General features: G+C 70.2%; 18 protein-coding genes. 7 read left to right on the top strand and 11 right to left on the bottom strand.

Annotation, left to right across the window (positions count from 1 at the left end):
- Positions 1-138 precede the first annotated feature (138 nt).
- Both R5W23_RS20305 and R5W23_RS20300 read right to left on the bottom strand, forming a co-directional pair.
- Positions 139-342 (bottom strand): hypothetical protein, encoded by a 204-nt coding sequence (locus tag R5W23_RS20305; protein ID WP_320687860.1) that lies wholly within the window; start codon positions 340-342, stop codon positions 139-141.
- Between the two features lie 35 nt (positions 343-377).
- Positions 378-1490: an SDR family oxidoreductase gene (locus R5W23_RS20300; RefSeq protein ID WP_261185221.1), complete on the bottom strand. Its 1113-nt coding sequence runs from the start codon at positions 1488-1490 to the stop codon at positions 378-380.
- Between the two features lie 408 nt (positions 1491-1898).
- Between R5W23_RS20300 and R5W23_RS20295 the strand changes: the two genes are divergently transcribed.
- Together R5W23_RS20295 and R5W23_RS20290 are read left to right on the top strand one after the other, a co-directional pair.
- Positions 1899-2615: a DUF6134 family protein gene (locus R5W23_RS20295; protein ID WP_320687859.1), complete on the top strand. Its 717-nt coding sequence runs from the start codon at positions 1899-1901 to the stop codon at positions 2613-2615.
- A gap of 26 nt (positions 2616-2641) precedes the next feature.
- Positions 2642-3670 carry a hypothetical protein gene (locus R5W23_RS20290; protein WP_320687858.1) on the top strand — a complete coding sequence of 343 codons (1029 nt, stop codon included), beginning with the start codon at positions 2642-2644 and terminating at the stop codon, positions 3668-3670.
- Positions 3671-3676: 6 nt separating this feature from the next.
- Here R5W23_RS20290 and R5W23_RS20285 read toward each other — a convergent pair whose 3' ends face one another.
- From R5W23_RS20285 to R5W23_RS20275, 3 genes are all read right to left on the bottom strand, one after another.
- Complete coding sequence (locus R5W23_RS20285) at positions 3677-4666, bottom strand: cupin-like domain-containing protein (protein WP_320687857.1); 990 nt, start codon at positions 4664-4666, stop codon at positions 3677-3679.
- A gap of 31 nt (positions 4667-4697) precedes the next feature.
- Complete coding sequence (locus R5W23_RS20280; protein ID WP_320687856.1) at positions 4698-5030, bottom strand: DMT family transporter; 333 nt, start codon at positions 5028-5030, stop codon at positions 4698-4700.
- A gap of 836 nt (positions 5031-5866) precedes the next feature.
- Positions 5867-6142: a hypothetical protein gene (locus R5W23_RS20275; protein ID WP_320687855.1), complete on the bottom strand. Its 276-nt coding sequence runs from the start codon at positions 6140-6142 to the stop codon at positions 5867-5869.
- A gap of 212 nt (positions 6143-6354) precedes the next feature.
- On the opposite strand from R5W23_RS20275, the gene R5W23_RS20270 reads away from it, so the two are divergent.
- Positions 6355-7092, top strand: a complete 738-nt coding sequence (locus R5W23_RS20270) for a hypothetical protein (RefSeq protein ID WP_261185228.1) — start codon at positions 6355-6357, stop codon at positions 7090-7092.
- A 167-nt stretch (positions 7093-7259) separates the two neighbouring features.
- Here the strand turns inward: R5W23_RS20270 and R5W23_RS20265 are convergent, their stop codons facing one another.
- Together R5W23_RS20265 and R5W23_RS20260 are read right to left on the bottom strand one after the other, a co-directional pair.
- On the bottom strand, positions 7260-8282 hold the full coding sequence (locus R5W23_RS20265) for a TIGR02996 domain-containing protein (RefSeq protein ID WP_320687854.1): 1023 nt from the start codon (positions 8280-8282) through the stop codon (positions 7260-7262).
- 11 nt (positions 8283-8293) lie between these two features.
- Entirely contained in the window at positions 8294-8491 is a 198-nt protein-coding gene (locus R5W23_RS20260) for a hypothetical protein (protein WP_010046775.1), read from the bottom strand.
- A 120-nt stretch (positions 8492-8611) separates the two neighbouring features.
- Between R5W23_RS20260 and R5W23_RS20255 the strand changes: the two genes are divergently transcribed.
- Entirely contained in the window at positions 8612-9247 is a 636-nt protein-coding gene (locus R5W23_RS20255; RefSeq protein WP_010046777.1) for a class I SAM-dependent methyltransferase, read from the top strand.
- A 123-nt stretch (positions 9248-9370) separates the two neighbouring features.
- On the opposite strand, the gene R5W23_RS20250 is transcribed toward R5W23_RS20255, so the two are convergent.
- On the bottom strand, positions 9371-9568 hold the full coding sequence (locus tag R5W23_RS20250) for a hypothetical protein (RefSeq protein ID WP_320687853.1): 198 nt from the start codon (positions 9566-9568) through the stop codon (positions 9371-9373).
- A gap of 194 nt (positions 9569-9762) precedes the next feature.
- Here R5W23_RS20250 and R5W23_RS20245 point away from each other — a divergent pair, with 194 nt between their 5' ends.
- The 3 genes from R5W23_RS20245 to R5W23_RS20235 all read left to right on the top strand — a co-directional run bounded on the left by R5W23_RS20245 (position 9763) and on the right by R5W23_RS20235 (position 14249).
- Positions 9763-11232: a sensor histidine kinase gene (locus R5W23_RS20245; protein WP_320687852.1), complete on the top strand. Its 1470-nt coding sequence runs from the start codon at positions 9763-9765 to the stop codon at positions 11230-11232.
- Positions 11233-11295: 63 nt separating this feature from the next.
- Positions 11296-12732, top strand: a complete 1437-nt coding sequence (locus R5W23_RS20240) for a sigma-54-dependent transcriptional regulator (RefSeq protein ID WP_320687851.1) — start codon at positions 11296-11298, stop codon at positions 12730-12732.
- Between the two features lie 170 nt (positions 12733-12902).
- Positions 12903-14249 carry a c-type cytochrome gene (locus R5W23_RS20235; protein WP_320687850.1) on the top strand — a complete coding sequence of 449 codons (1347 nt, stop codon included), beginning with the start codon at positions 12903-12905 and terminating at the stop codon, positions 14247-14249.
- Positions 14250-14457: 208 nt separating this feature from the next.
- Here R5W23_RS20235 and R5W23_RS20230 read toward each other — a convergent pair whose 3' ends face one another.
- From R5W23_RS20230 to R5W23_RS20220, 3 genes are all read right to left on the bottom strand, one after another.
- Positions 14458-16182 carry a putative ABC transporter permease subunit gene (locus R5W23_RS20230; RefSeq protein WP_320687849.1) on the bottom strand — a complete coding sequence of 575 codons (1725 nt, stop codon included), beginning with the start codon at positions 16180-16182 and terminating at the stop codon, positions 14458-14460.
- 41 nt (positions 16183-16223) lie between these two features.
- On the bottom strand, positions 16224-16973 hold the full coding sequence (locus tag R5W23_RS20225) for an ABC transporter ATP-binding protein (protein ID WP_261185244.1): 750 nt from the start codon (positions 16971-16973) through the stop codon (positions 16224-16226).
- Positions 16974-17041: 68 nt separating this feature from the next.
- Positions 17042-17389, bottom strand: a complete 348-nt coding sequence (locus tag R5W23_RS20220; protein ID WP_320687848.1) for an endonuclease domain-containing protein — start codon at positions 17387-17389, stop codon at positions 17042-17044.
- Positions 17390-17660 lie beyond the last annotated feature (271 nt).

Below are 17660 nucleotides of genomic sequence, written 5' to 3'. Positions count from 1 at the left end.
TGATCCGACCTCAGCAGGCAGATCGAGGTCACAGTTTTCCTGCGTGCGGCGATTCAGGTCCGGTTGACGCACTGCCAGAGACTTTGGCGAAGGTGATGCGGCTGACCGGAACGCTTACGTGCGCGTGAACGTCACCACCTAGCTCGGCGCCCCGACCTCTGCATCGGTGGCGCCGAGCGGGTCGAGCCGGACCGCGCACCCGTGCGCCTCACACACCTTCGCGCAGCACCCCGCGAACCGCGCCCGGGGCCACGCGAACCGGTGGTCCGCGTGGCGGAGCGTACCCGCCGGCAGGCCCTCGAAGCGCACGTTGTACTCGCGGTTCGGCGTCGTCAAGATCACGACGCCGGGCTTCACACACCCAAAAGGCTCTGGAACTACGGGAGGCACGCCTCTTGTAGCGCTGCCTTCTCGCGGATCAGTGCGAGCAGTTCCGGCAGGTACTCGCCCGACGGTCGCACCGGCAGTTCCGCAGCCGGCACCACCGCACGGAGGCGCGCGTCGTCGTACACCACATCCATGTTCAGGAACGGAAGGTAGTGCCGGAGCGAGCGGAACACCCGCTTCCGTAGCGGCGTGTCCACCGCGGTCCGGTGCAGCGACGGGCGCCACTCGGCCGGCGGCACTAACCGCAGCGGCGTGCGGCGCCGGTTCACGCGGGCGACGATCCGCTCCAGTTCGCCGACCGTGACGCACCCGGCGGCCCCGGCGGACAGGTGGTAGCAATCGTGCTCCCGGCTCGGGCACTCGAGCAGCCGCAAGGTGGCCTCGGCGACGAACCCCACGTCCACGAGATCGAGCCGGCTGTTCGGGTCGATGGGCAGCGCGCCGAACGCCCGGGTGAGCGGCGCGCACCACAGGATCTGTCGCGCGAACACCGGGTCCGGCAGGTCGGCGCTCAGCACGATCGTCGGGCGCAAGGTGAGCACCGGTAGCCCGCTGTCGCGCAGCTCTTGCTCGCCCACGGCCTTCGAGTGCGTGTAGTCGTTGAAGTGCTCGTTGGTCGGACGGCAGCCGTCGTCCTCGACCAGGCACCGCCCCGTTTCACGGCCCACGTTCGACGCGGTGCTCATGTACGCGATGAGCGGGGCGCGGCGGCACCCCCGCGCGAACTCGATCAACCGGCGCACCCCCGCGACGTTCGTGGTGGCCGTGTCGCGGTGGGCCGCGAACGACGTGTCGGCGGCGTTGTGAACGATCACGTCAACCGATTCGGTGATCTGCGCCCGGTCGGACTCGGACAACCCCCAAAACGGTTCCAGGATGTCACCCGCGACCGCGTCCGCCGCGTCGGCGCGCAAGAACTCGCCGCTGCGGGCGAGCCGCTCGTGCAGCCGCTCCGCGGGCGTGCGGCCGCCGCTCGGGCGGATGAGCGCCCAAACCCGCCCGCGGTGCCCGCGGGCGAGAAGTCGACGGAGAATCTCCCCGCCGATTAGTCCGGTCGTACCAGTGATCAGGATGTTGCTGTGCTTCGAGATACTGCGTCGCATCCGTGCTACCCCCAGTGGTCCGCCGCAGGCGGGCGGAGCGCGTGGCGGGCCAAGCGTGCCATCGTCGGCACGCGGGCGCCCGGGTCGAACGACCGCAAGAGGGCGCCGGCTCCGCTTCCGCGTGAACTCCGGAACTCGGTCCGCGCCACTCCCGATGCCGTGCGGGCACGGTGGAGACGAGAATGGCGGCGGTTCGTCGGAGCGGGGTGGCAGCCGGCGGCGGGTTCCCGGCGGGCAGCCGGGGGCATGGCGCCGGGGGCTACCAATGACCGAGCGAGAACGCACTCATTAACGGAACGGCTCCCGCGGTGCAACACCGATTCGTCACCGTCGTTTGATATTGGCACGGGGTGCCGCCCCGGGGTATCACTCCACCGCCATGCCAGGACGCGCACCCGGAGGGGCCTGATGATTGGTCGGAACAACGTGAAGGTCGGTGCCGCGCGGGCGGCGTGCCTGTTCGTGCGTGTGGGCCGCCGGGGCGCGGCCACGGCGCTTCTCGTCGCGGCCGCACTGGCCGGCGCCCCGGCGGCCGCGACCGCCGACGAGGTGCGCACGTTCGCGGTCACCGTGGACGGCAAACCCGGCGGTACGTACGCGATCGCGACGGCCACCGGCGCGGACGGCACCGAGACCGTCGCCGTCGCAGCCGCGATCAAAGTGAAGACGCTGATCGGCACGTACACCTACGAGCTGAACAGCACCGAGGTGTGGAAGGGCGGGCGTTTAGTGTCCGTCACCGCCCGGGCCAACGACGACGGCAAGAAACACACGGTCTCGGCGGTCGCCACGGAGCGCGGCTTGAAAGCCACCATTGGTAAGGAGAGCAAACTCGTCCCCGCCGACGCGCTCACCTCGACCGGCGTCCGCGTGCCGGCCGGGGACAAGCCCCGCCAAACGGTGGTGTTTGACGTGGAGGACGGGTCGGAAACGGCCGCGAAGGTCGAGCCGCTCGGCACGTGCCGGGTCGCCCTCAACGGCAAAACCATTGACGGCATGCGGTTCAAGGTCACGGGCAAGGACCTCGCCGCCGAGTGGTGGTTCGACGCGAACGGCCGGGTGATCCGCCAGGAAATGAAGTGGGACGGGTACAAGGTGGTGCTCGAACTGACCGGCGTGAAGTGACCCGGCCCCTCGGACGGACCCATCGCGTGCCGATTCGCCCCCTCCTCGCCCTCGCCGGCCTCCTGCTCGCAGCCGGACCGGCGAGCGCGCAGCTCGATCCGCCCGATCCCGCTCCCGGCGCGCCGGGGGGCGGGATCTCGCCGACTCTGCGTTCGACGCTCGACGCCCTCGGCGCGAGCGTGGGGGTGCCCGACGGGTTCGGGTACTCGTGGAGCCCGCGGGCGGCGGTCCGCGGGCAGCGCGCTTCGATGGGGCTGTCCAACTACCAGTTCGGGCTCACCCTGCCGGTGTACGAATCCACCGACGATCTCGTCTTCGCCGACGCGTCCGTCCGCGCGCTCGACATCCGCACGAACGCGCTGCTGCCCACGGACCGGGTCGCATTCCCGCGGTCGCTGTGGGACGTGCAGGCCGGGGGCGGGTACGTGGGGCAACTCGGCGCCGACTGGAGCTGGGGTGCCACGCTGAACGTCGGCAGCGCGAGCGACCGGCCGTTCAACAGCTTGGGCGAAATGACCCTGTCGGCGCTGGCGTTCGCGCGCCGGGCCGACGGCGACCGCAACGGCTGGCTGTTCTACGTAGTGAGTACCAGCAACGGGCAGCTCGGGCGCAACATTCCGGTGCCCGGGGTGGCCTACGAGTTCCACACCGACCGGCTGACGGCGGTGGTCGGGTTCCCCTTCGTCTCGGTGGACTACCGGCCGACGCGGGAGTGGCAGTTCGAGTTCAACTACGGGGCGCTCACCGACGTGCTGGCCCGCGCCAGCTACCACCCCGCGGAGCAGTGGCGGTTGTTCACCGCGTTCGAGTGGACCAACCAGACGTGGTTCCGGGCCGGCCGGAGGGGCCAGCACCGGCAACTGTTCTTCTACGAGAAGCGGCTCGAAGCCGGGTTCGGGTGGCGGGTCCACCAGAACGTCGATTTCACGCTCACGCCGGGGTACGCGTTCGACCGGCTGTTCGTCGAGAGCCGCGGGTTCGGGTTCCGCGGCCGGAACCGCACCGACCTGGCGCCCGCGCGGTTCCTGGCCGTCCAGTTCGAGCTGAAGTACTGATCCGGGTCACCGCGCGCGGTGGCACGCGCAGTCGCCCCGGCGGTACAGCCCCAGGTTGTGCAGCAGGCGCTTCAGTTCGGCCCGGCCGCCGTTCCACGCCACTTCCCACGGGGTGAGCCCGAACACCGCGAGGCTGACCGACGGCTCGAGCGCCACGACGGCGTGCCAAGTTCCCTTGGGAATGAACAGGGCGTCGCCGGCCTCCACGCGGGCGTACAGTCCGTTCACCCGTTCGAACGACGCCCACTCGGGCTGGGCGCCGGGCCGGGTGATGTCGATCGCGCTGAGCGTCGCGCCCCAGTCGAACTTGCGCGACGGGCACATCAGGTGCGACTGCTCCGGCGTCACGAGGAGCACCTCCTTCGTGCCGCGCACCTGGCAGAACCAGTTATCGGGGAAGTCGAAGTGGAAGCCGGTGACGGTGTTCGCGGGGCCGACGAACACGTACTCCCAGGTGAGCCGCCGCCCGGGCCACAGGTCGCGGATCGCGAAGTCGCGGCGCAGCTCCGGGAACTCGCGCAGGATCTCCCACTGCGACAGGTACACGCGGTCCGGCTCGAACGTGCCGAGGTGGCCCCAGTCGAGGTGAAAGCCGTCGCCCGGGGCGACCTCCGCGCGGCGGCGCGCGGGCAGCAAGCCCCCGGCGGGTCGGTCCCCCGCAAATCGCTCCGCGGTGCGAGACAGGTCGCGCAAATACGGGCCGACGGGAGCGTCGAACTGCTCACGGGTGGCGCCCTGCTCGACGACGCCGGTGATGAACCGCGCGACCGCCTCCGAGCCGTCCGGCTTGCGCAACCCCGCGAGGGACTCGAACGACCACCGCTCCCAGGCGGGCCACGCCGTCACGGCCCCCTTGACGAGCACCGGGCCGGAACGCCGGCCGAACCCGCCGGCGCGGGCCAGGTCCGCCGCGCGGACCTCGGGAACGAACCGGAACTCGGGGCCGCGGACGGACGCGCCGCGCCTGAGACGCGGTTCGGTTGCGAGCGTTTGCATCGAGGGTCACTCCGGTGTGCGAAGCGGGTGGTCAGTCGTGGCGCGGGAGGTGGTACGAGAGCAGCGCGACGCCGCTAATCACGAGGGCCAAGCCGAGCCACGCGCCGCTCGAAAGCCGGTCCCCGAACGCCCAGACCCCGACGACCGCGGTGACCGCCGTACCCAGCCCCGACCACACCGCGTACACCGGCCCGACGGGCATCGACTTGAGGACCACCGACAGAAGAAACAGCGACGCGACGTACCCGGCGAGCATCCCCACACTGGGCCACAGCCGGGACATCCCGTCGGACAGCTTGAGCAGCCCGGTGGCGACCGTCTCGCACGCGATCGCGACGAGCAGCATCAGGACGTGCCAAACCATCACGGGACCTCGGCAGAACCGGACCGAATGTTGGATGCCAACGACGTGTTCATAGCCCAACGAACCCGAACGCGACAAGGCCAGAGCGCGGCCCGCAAGGGCCGCAGACCAGGGCTCAGGGCTCCAGGGCTATTGAAAGTTTCGCTGTGGCGAAGTGTGGAGGTTGATCGCCTCGTGTAGTCGAGCGGTCAACCTGCGTATCGCGCGTGGTTGTCGGCTTCGGCGTGCGCGAGCCGATGCGTGCCGCATTGATCCGCGTGGGCTATCGTCGCCGCGGAGACCCCAGAATCAAGGCGGAGTCGCCGCCGTAATCGGCGGCCCGTTGGGGCGATCGCTCCGGGCGAGCGCCGCCTCAAGAGAATGCCGACGACCGCAGGGCGAGGATGGGAGCCGAGTTATCTCGTGGTTCAGGAGCGGCGGCTAACGCATCCAACAGGCCGGTGGGAGGCGTCGAAGCACGCCAAACGCCCGGCGCCCCAATCGCGACGGCGGAGGGACGGAATAGCACACGCCCCCATTTCGCCAAGATGAAACGTTCAATGGCTCTGGAGTGAGGAGCGACCGATTCCGTGTTTCACCGGGCGCGCGGGTTCCGATTTAACTCGGCCGACGCTGGCTGGCGAGCGCGTCCGTGCGCTCCGGTCGAACGGCCGGCCCGTTCGTCCCGCGACCCAATGTGAAACACGAAACAGTCACGGAGAAAGAAGCGAAGAAGGCCGGCCTCGTTCACGGTTCGGGTGGTGGGCGCCTGTGCCACAAAAACAAAACGAAAACAGGCACCTGTGACCGGATCGTGTGTGAGCGGCGTTCTTCACTCCTTAACCCCTCATCCCCAACTACCGCTGGCCGGGAACCGGGCCGGCCGGGGCGACCGGGGCCGCGGCCCCGGGGACGGCGCCGCGCCGGGCCTCGCCGGCCGGGTCTTCCTGGCTCGCCAGCTCGCGCGGCAGCGGGTGCGCCGAGTCCGGAGCGAAGTACTGCGGGTAGTGGTCCAGGTACCGCCCGCTGGGCAGCGTCATCCCGCCCATCACCGTCTGGCAGCCGCTCGAACAGGTCAGTGTCAGCCCGAGCAAGGCCGCGACGCTCGCCAGCCAGCGCCGATTGGTTCGCATCTGTATCCTCGCTCCCGTTACGTGCCGAACGACGGTCCGCGACTCCCGCGCGGGCGCCGCCCGTGAACGCTGCTTCTATCGGTTGATCCGGGCGTGAGGCTTCAGACAAATTTCGGGGTCGTGCGGGCGCGGGCCGGGCGCGTGTTGACCCGGCCCGCGTTCCGCCCTAGCATGGCACCCTGACCACCAATCGTCCCACGCCGGACCGACGGATGCCAGGCACACGGCACAGCGCCCGCACACTCCCGCTGGAGCTCCGCTGGGACGACCGGCACCCACTCCCCTCTCGGTGGGTCGTTCCCGACGGCGTGCGGCCGCCCGCCCCGGGTCGCGCCGGGGCCGCGTTCGACTTCAGCGCCCGGATGTCCGCGCTGTGCGCGGACGTCGCCGCCCGGTGCGAGGAGCTGCGCCACGTCCACATGCCGCGGGTGCTGGTGTCGTTCACCCCGAGCCGCAACCGCAGCCGGTACGGGCTCCAGGCCCGCGTCACCCCGCTGCGGTTCCGCGACGGCGCGCTGACCCGCTCCCACGGCCCCACGGACTACCAGGTGCAGCGGTTCTTCGTGGACGGGCGCGAGATGCTGTACGTGCTCACGTTCTGCCTGCCCCGATTCCTAGACCAGACGTTCCGCGAGAAGCTGATCACGGTGTTCCACGAGCTGTACCACATGGCCCCGAGCTTCAACGGCGACCTGCGCCGGCACCCGGGCCGGTACGCCGTTCACTCGCACTCGAAGGACCGGTACGACGAGCGGATGGGGGAACTGGTGGACGACTACCTCGCCGACCACCCGGCCCCGGCCGCGTTCGCGTTCCTGCGGGCCGGCGCGCGCGAGCTGTGGGAGGCGCACGGCGGGATCGTCGGGGCGGTGGTGCCGCGGCCGAAGCTGCTGCCGGTCGGCGCGGTCCCGCGCCAGGCCGCGGCGCGGAACCGGAAGGGGCCGAAGTAGGGCCGGCTGATAAGCGACCGAACAGATGCGCGCCCGGTTCGATTTACGGTATCGGACGTAGTTGTTGGCTTTGTGGCACAGACATTCCGGTCTGTGCGGCCTTAACGCGCCGCACAGACCGGAATGTCTGTGCCACAAGAAACAGACACACCAATCCGGATCGCGAATCAGACCCACACGCCCTTGCCGAAGCGCGCCTTCAGCGCCCGGATCGCCTTCTCGCTCAGCGCGTTGCGGCGCACGTCCAGCAGTTTGAGCGGCGCGGCCGCGGGGAGCTTGGCGAGCGCCGCGGCGCCGCCCTCGCCGATCCGGTTGTCCGACAGGTCCAGTTCCGCGAGTTGCGCGAACAGGGGGGCGGCGACCAGGGCTCGAACCGCCCCCGGCCGCAGGTTGTTGCCGACCACACTCAGCTTCGTGAGCGCCGGAAGGTGGGCCGTTCCCAGCGCGGCCACGGCCGCCGCGTCCAGTTCGGTCACGTTGAGGGTCAACTCGGCGAGCCGGGTGAAGTGCCGCGCGCCTGCGAGCACCCGCACGCCGGCCTCCCCGAGCGGGTTGCCCGAGAGGTCGAGCGCCGCGAGGCGCCGCAGCGGCTCGGACGCGACCAGCGCCCGGGCCATGTCCGCGTCGATCCGGTCGAACGCGACGCCGAGCCGCGACAGCCCGCTCGCGTGCTTCGACTTGAACAGGGCGCGCAGCTCCACGTCGATGGGGCACTGCCCGCAGGTACACATCTGTTGCAGGTCGACCGCCGCGAGCCGGGCGAGGAACGGGCACGCGGCGAGGCCGTCCACCTCGCCCTTCGCGTACGGGAAGCGGACCGTCCGGAGCAGCGGGGCGTGCCGGAAAATGAGCTCGGCGTGGTTGACGAAGCTGGTGGGCGAGATCGAGCAGCCGTCGATGAAGCCGCGGCGGAACGTCCAGTTCTCGCCCAGCGAGGCGCCGCGGAGCGGGGCGGTCCAGCGCCGCGCGTGCGCCCGCAGCAGCGCCTTGGTTTCCTTCTCGGCGGCCTTGCGCTCCTTGCCCTCGGGCAGGGTTTCGAGCCGGCACTGCGCGCGGATCAGGGCGGCGCGGGCGGGGTCGTCGCCCGTGCCGCGCTCGTCGAGCCAGTCGGCGAACACGAGCCGGGGCGTGTCGTCGTCCGGGTGCCGGAGGATCGCGCCGAGGAACGCCTGCTCGTCGGTGACCGTCATGCGGAAGGCCCTCAGCCGAGGGGCGGCCACTGCTGGGCCATGCCCTCGCGTTCGATGTCGCGCACCTGATCTTCGGTGACCTCGAACTTGCCGGCCACCGTGGTGCGCGACGCCGCCACCCCGGCGCCGCCGTCCTGGGCGTCGACCAGGGCCTTGAAGATCGCCCGGCGCTGATCTACCGTGAGCGGACCGGGTTGCTCGTCACTCATCGCGGACCTCGTCGTTCCGGGAACCAGTATAACAACTTCCTCCATCCTAATAACCCGCTTCCGCCCGGGCGCAAAATTCCCGCGACGAACGCGAACTCGTTTCCCCCGCGGTCCGATTCTATGTCACTGCGCGAACTGCTGGTGCCGGTTTCGGACGACGACCCGCCGCCCGCGGTGCGCAAGTTCCTGCGCGACGCCGAGCGCCGGATCGACCGGTTCCAGCTCGCGTGCCGGGTGCCGGCGTTCGTGCCGTGCGACTACGAGACCGCGTACAAGGTGCTCCGCGCCCTCGCCGAGAGCGACGAGCTGCGCGGGCAGCGGTTCTGCGAGTGGGGGTGCGGGTTCGGGGTGGTCGCGGGGCTGGCGGAGATGGTCGGGTTCGACGCCTGCGGCATCGAGATCGAGAGCGCGCTGGTCGATGAGGGGCTCCAACTCGCCGAGGACTACGACCTGTCGGTGGAACTGATCCACGGGAGCTTCGTGCCGCCCGGCGCGGAGGACCGGGTCCACCGCGCCGGAGCGTACAGTTGGCTCGCGACCGAGGGCGACCAGGCGTACGAGGAGTTGGAACTCGAGATCGACGACATGGACGTGATCTTCGCCTACCCGTGGCCCGACGAGGAGGCGGTGGTGTTCGACCTGTTCGACCACTACGCGGGCGCCGGGGCGGTGCTGGCCACGTACCACGGTAGCGCCGAGTTCCGGCTCAAGCGCAAGGTGCGCGACGGCGGCAAACGGAAGCGCCGCGGGCGCTGACCGCGGTGCCGGGTGCCGCTCGCGCGAATTTCCCTCTCGATCCGTGCGCAGAGCGACGGGCTAAACCGACGGGCCGATGAGCCTCGTCGGCACGGGGCTCGCGCCCCATGCCGGGTGTTCCACTTACGCCTTCACCTCGACCGGGCGGCGCCAGCGGCGGAAGTCGCGCACGCCGGCGTAGATGCCGTAGCTCATCATCCCGAGCACGAACACCGCGACGGCCGCGAAGATCGCGTGCTCGGTCATCCCGTCCGGGTAGTCGCGGCCGTTGATCTCGACCTTGAAGAAGGCCTCCGCGTGGTGCGCGAACAGGCTCAGCATGGTTCACTCCGTGCGTGGTGTGCGTGGCAACGGGATCAGTTTCGGCGGCCGGCGGGCCGGTGTCAACGCCGCGGGGCCGATTCGGGCGGTCGGGGCCGAAAAGCTCGCTTCTCATACCGCCCCGGCGCCGCGCGCTTTCAGCCCCCGCGGGGATAAAATGGGTTCCGGCCGTAACGGGCGTTCCGAGGGGCACGATGAGCCAGTTCCTGTTCGCGCGGTCCTCGTGGCCGTTCGTGGCGCTCGGCGGGTTACTCGCAGCCGCCTGTCTGGCGAGCACCTGGTACATCAACCGGCTCCAGGGCGACCTGGCCCGGGCGGTGCGGCACGACGCGGCGCGGATGGAGGCGGCGGACGAGTTCCAGGTGCAACTGCGGCACCTCCGGTTCCACTCCGTCGTGTGCGCCGCGGATCCGACGGGCGCGCGGCGCGAGGTCGTCCGCCGCGACACCGCCCAGGCCGACGCCGCGCTCGCCGCGATCCGCGCCGACATCACCGCGGAGGACGCGGGGCTGCTCGCGGTCATTGAATCCGACTACGCGACGTACAAGCAGCAGCTCGGCCCCGGCGCCCCGGCGGGGCCGATCACGACCCTGACCGAACTGGTCCGGTGGTCGGACGCGCACCCCATGCGCGACCTGCTCCAGCCGTGCCGCGAACTGTCCGACCGGCAGCGCGCCCGGATGGACGCCGGGCTGGCCCGGAGCGAGGCCGACACCGCGTGGGCCGGGCGGGTGCTGCTGGCGCTGGGGTCCGCGGGGGCGTTCGGCGGGCTGGTGACCGGGTACGCGACCGCTCGCGGGCAGCGGCGCCGGGCCGCGCAACTGTCGGTCCGGGTGCGCGCGGTTCAGTCGCAACTCGATCAGGAGGTCGGCGCGCTGTCGGTGGACCCGCCGACCGCCGACCTGGGCGAACAGTTCGACCGGGTGGTGGAGCGGGTGACGGAAGTGTGCCGGCGGTTGCAGGACCAGGAGCGCGACCTGCTGCGGGCCGAGCAACTGGCCGCGGTGGGGCGGCTCGCGGCGGGCGTTGCGCACGAGGTGCGGAACCCGCTCACCGGGATCAAGCTCCTCGTCGAGGGGGCGCTGCGGCCGGCGAACCGGGCCGCGCTCACGGACGAAGACCTGGACCTGATCCGCCAGGAAATCGTGCGCATGGAGCGCACGGTGCAGGGGCTGCTCGACTTCGCCCGCACCCCGCCGCTCGAGTGCCGCCCGCACGACCTGCGCGCGCTGGTGTCCGAGGCCGTCAACCGCGCCCGCGCCCGAGCGGAGCGCAAACCCGTTGCCGTAAAGGTCGAACGGGCGGCCACTCCGCTGGCGGTCTCCGCGGACCGCGACCAGATGCTTTCGCTGCTCACGAATTTGCTGTTTAATGCCGTTGACGCGACGCCCGCGGGCGGGAACGTTTCGGTGCGGGTCGAACGCGCGCCGGACGGCGCCCCGACCGTAACCGTGAGCGACTCCGGCCCGGGAATCGCTCCGGAGACGATGGGGAAGTTGTTCACGCCGTTCGCGACCACGAAACCGACGGGGACCGGGCTCGGGCTGACCGTCGCCCGCCGCATCGCCCGCGACCACGGCGGCGCGCTCACCGCCACGAACCGGCCCGAAGGGGGGGCCATGTTCGCACTCACACTCCCGAAGGGAGCGGGGAGTGACGAGTGAGCGCAACCGCGGCGCAGACGACGGCCCGCCCCCGCCCCTCACTCCCCGCTCGTACCGAGTACCATGCAAAAGCTCCTGGTTGTAGACGACGAGCCGATCATCTGCCACTCGTTCCGCCGGGCGTTTTCCGGGCCGGACGTGGAGGTGCTCACGGCGGGCGGGGTGGCAGAGGGGTGGGCGGCCGTCGGCCGCGACCGGCCGGACGTCATCGTCACCGACCTGCAACTCCCCGACGGCACCGGGCTCGACTTGTTCGAGAAGGTGCGCGCCGCCGACCCGCGGCGCCCGGTGGTGGTCATCACCGCCTACGGCACCATGGAAACCACCATCGAGGCCATGAAGCGCGGGGCGTTCGACTACCTCACGAAGCCGGTCGATCTGGCGCAGATGAGCGCGGTCCTCGGGCGGGCGTTCGAGGCCGCGCGGCTGATGCGCGAGCCGGCGGCGCTGCCCACCGACCCGGGCGAGGACCGGATCATCGGGCGCTCACCCGTGATGCAGGAGATGTGTAAGCTGATCGGCCGCATCGCGCCGCAGGACGCGAGCGTGCTCATTCTGGGCGAGAGCGGCACCGGCAAGGAGCTGGTGGCGCGGGCCATCTATTCGCACTCGAAGCGGGCCGCCCGGCCGTTTTTGGCGATCAACTGCGCCGCCATCCCCGACACGCTCGTGGAGAGCGAGCTGTTCGGCCACGAGCAGGGCGCGTTCACCGGCGCCGACCGGCAGCGGGTCGGGAAGTTCGAGCAGTGCGGCGACGGCACGCTGCTGCTCGACGAGATCGGCGACATGCCGCTGGCGGCACAGGCGAAGATGCTGCGCCTGCTCCAGGACCAGACGTTCGAGCGGGTCGGCGGGAGCCAAGCGATCGCGACCCGGGTGCGGGTGCTGGCGGCGACCAATCAGCACCCCGAAAAGCTGATCGCCGAGGGGAAGTTTCGGCACGACCTGTACTACCGGCTGAAGGTGGTGACGATCCACGTGCCGGCCCTGCGCGACCGGCGCGAGGACATCCCGGAGCTGGCGCACCACTTCCTGTTCCGCTACACGCGGGAGGCGAACCGCGACGTCCGCGGGTTCGTCCCCGAGGCGCTCGACCTGCTCCAGCGGGCCGACTGGCCGGGGAACGTGCGCCAGCTCCAGAACTGCGTTCGCGCCGCCGTGTATCAGACCGTGGGGCACGTCCTCGCGCCGGCCGACCTACCGGGGTTGGTCGCTCGGGGCGCGGCCCCCGCCGCGAGCGCCGAACCCGCCGCGGGCACCGCGCCGTTCGACCTGACCGGCGCCATTGAGGCGATGCTCCGGGACGGGGCCGGGGACGTTCACGCCCGTGTGACGGCGCTGGTCGAGCGCGAGTTGTTGACACGCGCGCTGCGGCGCACGCACGGGCACCAAGCGCAGGCGAGCGACCTGCTCGGGATCAACCGCACGACGCTCCGCACCAAGCTGCGCGAGTTGGGCATCACGCTCGACAAGGTCGTCGCCGACGCACCGACGGAGTAGCGGGAGCGCGGGCCAAGAGTGGTGCGAACCGTCGGGGTGCTCCGTTCGGAGGCGGGGCGGGCGGCACGCGCCCCGGGCACAGCGTTTCGCCCGCGCGCTCCGCAGGAGATTGGAGCTGGCGCTCGCGTCGGGTAAAATGCCCCACGTCCGGTGGCCCGCAGGAGGAAGTGATGACACGGTTCGCCGTCGCGCTGCTCGCGGTTTCGGTTGCGGCGCCGGCGGGCGCCGCGGAGAAGGCTCCCGCGCCCGCGGAACGCGGCTACCAGGCGCTCACGCGCACCGCGTTCATCCCGGCGTTCTGGACCCGGCTCGCGCTCCCCAACGCCTGGAAGAGCTGGGGCGTGGGCGAGCGGCCGGCGGACTACGACCGGGCCGTCATGGAGCGCTACGGGCTGCACGCCGCGCCGTACCCCAACGACGGGCTGCCGATGGGGCTGCGCAAGGCCCCGCTGCTCCTCAACACCGGCGTCGGCATCGACTGCATGTTGTGCCACGGCGGCTCGATCTTCGGTCGGAGCTACGTCGGGCTCGGGAACAGCACGCTCGACATTCAATCGCTGTTCGAGGACCTGGCGCGGGCCGAGGGGCTGACGCCGAAGCTGCCGTTCGCGTTCTCGAACGTCCGCGGCACCACCGAGGCCGGCGGGTTCGGGGTGTACCTGCTCGGGTTCCGCAACCCGGACCTCAGCCTCCGCACCCCGCGCAAGGAGCTGGGGCTCCGCGACGACCTGTGCGAGGACGTGCCCGCGTGGTGGCTGATGAAGAAGAAGCGCACCATTTACTACACCGGGGCCACCGACGCCCGGTCGGTGCGCACGCTGATGCAGTTCATGATGCACCCGCTCACCACCGCGAAGGACTTCGACAAGCACGAGCCGGCGTTCCGCGACATCTCCGCGTACCTCGCGAACCTCGAACCGCCGAAGTACCCGTTCCCGATCGAGCGGGAAAAAGCCGCTAAGGGCGAATCGCTCTTCAAACAGCACTGCGCCACGTGCCACGGCACCTACGGCGCGAAGTGGACGTATCCGAACAAGGTGATCCCGCTCGCGGAGATCGGCACCGACCCGACGCGGCACAAGGGGATCAGCGCCGAGTACGGCAAGGAGTACTCGGAGTCGTGGTTCGGGAAGGAGGAGAGCGGCGGGTGGTTCGTGAACGGGAAGCGGCTCCGCTGGACCGACGGCTACCAGGCCCCGCCGCTCGACGGCGTCTGGGCCACGGCGCCGTACTTCCACAACGCGAGCGTGCCCACCCTCGACGGCGTCCTGAACTCGAAGGCGCGGCCGAAACTGTACACCCGCAGCTACAAGACTGACGAGGCAGATTACGACAAGGTGAACGTGGGCTGGAAGGTGACCGAGCTGCGCGCCGCGCCCGCGAACCTCGCGCCGCACGAGGCGCGGAAGATCTACGACACGTCCAAGCCCGGCCGCAGCAACGCGGGGCACACCTACGGCGACGACTTCAGCGCCGAGGAACGCGCCCAGGTGATCGAGTACCTCAAGACGCTGTAACGCCCGCTCAAGACGGAAGCAGTTTTTGACAGGATCGACAGGATGAACAGGATTTCAAAGACCGCAGAACAGTGCTTGTCTTAAATCCTGTCCATCCTGTCGATCCTGTCAAAAACTGCTTCCTCCCTGTCTTCTTCATTCCGAAGCGCCGTCGGCACCTGCTTATTCCGTTGGTCCTGTCAAAACGCCTTCCGGTCCGGTCCCGCGCTCAGAACTCCATCTCGCGGAGCGATTTCGCCCCCGCGCGGAGCGGTAGCACCACCGCCGCCGCGCCCAGAACCAGCCCCACCGGGATGCCCGCGTACACCCACGGGTTGATTTTGGCCGCGCCGGCGGTCGCGCCCTTCGCGAGCTGGGCCACGTGGAACGGCACCACCATCACGCCGATGACGGTGACCAGGAACGCGAGCCCGGTCACCATGTTCACGGTGCCGCCGAACCCGACCACGATCTTCGACGGGTCCGTCTCGCGGAACGTCGGCAGGTACGCGCCCAGGCCCACGTTCAGCGCGCTCAGCCCCAGGGCCGCCACCGCCACCGCCGCCGCGTGCAGCGCCAGCCCTTCGAGCGGCAGCCCGAGGAGCGCGTCGCTGGTCAGGATGAGCGCCTCGGCCACGACCAGCGAGCCGGTCGCCGCGAACGCGAACTTGCCCCACAGGATCTGGTCGCGGCTCACCGGGGTGAGCCCCAGGATCCAGAACTTCCGCCCCTCCAGCGAGATCAGCGGGAACACGAACCGGCTCAGCCCGGCGCACAGGAGGACCGCCGTCCCGCTCAGGTTCATGAGGCTGATGGCGTACTTGTCCATGATGCCGAGGTCGGCGGAGTAGTACTGCCGGAAGTTGCTGGCCCCGATCAGCATCAGCACCCCGAAGATGGCCAGCACGGCCCACTGGGTCGGGTCCCGCCGGAAGGTGCGGAAGTCCTTCACCACCAGCACGCGGGTGCGGCGGTCGAGGTAGAACACCAGCGCCTCCATGAGCCGGTCGAGCGGGCTCGTCTTGTAGACCTTCTTGTCGCGCCCGAAGGCGGAGAGGCGGTCGTAGGCGGTGCGGTACACGCGCCCCGCGACCCACGCCGCGCCCAGGAAGCACAGCAGCCCGTTGCTCCACACCTGGGCCAGCGGGACGAGTGCGGCGGTGAGGTCCCCGCGGGCCGCGGCCATCACGCCGCGGGTCATCCAGTGGCTCGGCGAGAACCCGCTGCGGAGCAGGTCGAACTGGCCGATCAGGTCGTCCAGCTCCCGCCCGCTGCTCACCAGCGACCGGCGGAACCCCACGAGAATTCGGTACCCCCAGAACAGCAGCCCGGCGGCGACCACGAGCCCCACGAGCGCGAAGAACTGCTTGCGGTTCCGCGGCATGTACCGCACCAGCAGGAGGCACCCCGCGGCCGACACCGAGCCCGGCAGGATGACGTACCCGAGCAGGTACAGCGGCAGCAGCGGGTAGAAGTACCAGGGCACGCCCGACATCAGCCCGTAGGCCACGAAGATCGGCACGCCGAGGATCACGAAGCCCCACGAGCTGAACGTCACCGCGGCCTGGAACTTGGTGGCGAAGATCTGGTCGGCGCGGGCCGGCGAGCACAGCAGGAACCGCGCCTCGGGGCTGGTGAACAGGCTCGCGTAGAGGATGATGCCGGTCGAGAAGATGAGCATCGTCCCGAGCGTGAAGAACAGCAGCTCGAAGAGCGCCTCGACGATGGCCCCCTTGAACGGGATGTTGTTCACCCGGAGCTGGTTGAACAGGTACAGGCTGACCGCGAACGTGAACGCCGCGACCACGGCGCTGGTGGCGATCATGGTGACGAGCCGCACGCGGCCGTTCTCGAGCGCGACGCGCAGCCCGTTGCGGAACAGTTGCAGCCGCAGGCGCCGGAACAGGGCCGCTTGCGCGGGCGCCGCCGGCCGGGCGTCGATGGTTGAGGACATGGGCCACCGGTGGGTGTGAGGGGCGGGCCGGGTGGGACGCGCTACGCGGGGGGCAGCGCCGGCTGCGGCGCGTCTTCCTCGGTGATCTTCATGAACAGGTCTTCCAGGCTGCCGTCCATCGCGGCCTGCTTGCGCAGGTCGGTCAGGGTGCCGCACCCGAGGAGCGTGCCGCGGTCCAGAATCCCGATGCGGTCGGCGAGCTCCTGGGCGATGTCGAGCGTGTGGGTGCTGAGGAACACCGTCATCCCTTCGGACGCGAGCCGGCGGAGCAGCGTTTTCAGCTCGCGGATGCTCTTCGGGTCGAGCCCCACGGTCGGCTCGTCGGCGATGAGCAGTTTGGGCTCGTGGACCAGCGCCGCGGCGAACACGGTGCGCTGGCGCATCCCGTGCGAGTACCGCTCGGTGAGGTCGTCCACGAACTCGTTGAGGTGGAACAGCTCGATCACCTCTTCGATCTTGTCCGCGGACCGGCCCGGGGGCATCCCGTACAGGTCCGCGGTGAACTGGAGGAACTCGCGGCCGGTGAGCTTCTCGTACAGGAACGGCTGGTCGGGCACGTAGCTGACGAGCGCGCGGGCCTGGTCGCCCTGGGCGCGCACGTCGAACCCGCCGATGCGAACGCTCCCCGTGGTGGGGAACAGGAGCCCGCAGAGCATCTTGATGGTGGTGGTCTTCCCGGCCCCGTTCGGCCCCAGGAACGCGAACAGCTCGCCCGCGGGCACGTGCAGGGTGAGGTCCCGCACCGCGACCTTGGGGCCGTAGAGCTTCGTGACGGTGTCGATTTGGATCATGGTAAACTCGCTCCGAAGACCCACCCCCACCCCCTCCCTAAAGGGAGGGGAGCAAGACAGGCGGGCACTCATCCGGCCGGTGATCCCGTAGCTGCTGTGATGCGTTCCGTACAGGCCGCGCCGATGCGATCAAGGACGGTCGTGATGCTCTCGGTCACATTTTCGTTGCGGAACCGCAGGACAAGCAGGCCAAGCGCGGCGAACGCCTGATCGCGGGCCGCGTCGTATTCGACCTGGGTGTCGTGAACGCCGCCGTCCACTTCCACAACGACGCCGGCGGCGTGGCAGTAGAAATCGGCGACGAACCCGTGAACGATCTGCTGGCGGCGGAAATGGAGGCCGCGAAGGCGGTTCCCGCGCAGACGCGACCAAAGAAACTGCTCGGCGGGCGTCATGTCGCGGCGGAGGCGCTGCACCAGCGCGGCTTTTGTCTCGGTGAGCTTTTGACCGGTAACGAGGTGCGGCACGGGCGGGCGAACGGGGTCACCCACCCCCCCAGCCCCCCTCCCTGTAGGGAGGGGGGAGAAAGACAACTTGCGCTTCCGATTCCGTTTTGGCCTCTCAAGCGCAACCTCCCCCCTCCCTTCCCGTCGGCCCGCGGAAGCTTCGCTGGCAGGGCCGGCGAGCATGACGAGGGGGGCCGGGGGGGTGGGTTGAGGGCGATGCAATTCGTCACGCTGGTCGGCA

Origin of the sequence: Gemmata algarum (genome assembly GCF_034097035.1) — a bacterium.
Classification (GTDB): Bacteria; Planctomycetota; Planctomycetia; order Gemmatales; family Gemmataceae; genus Gemmata; species Gemmata algarum.
The sequence above is the reverse complement of the archived record's forward strand: the minus strand, read 5'-3'. Positions and strand labels throughout refer to the sequence as shown.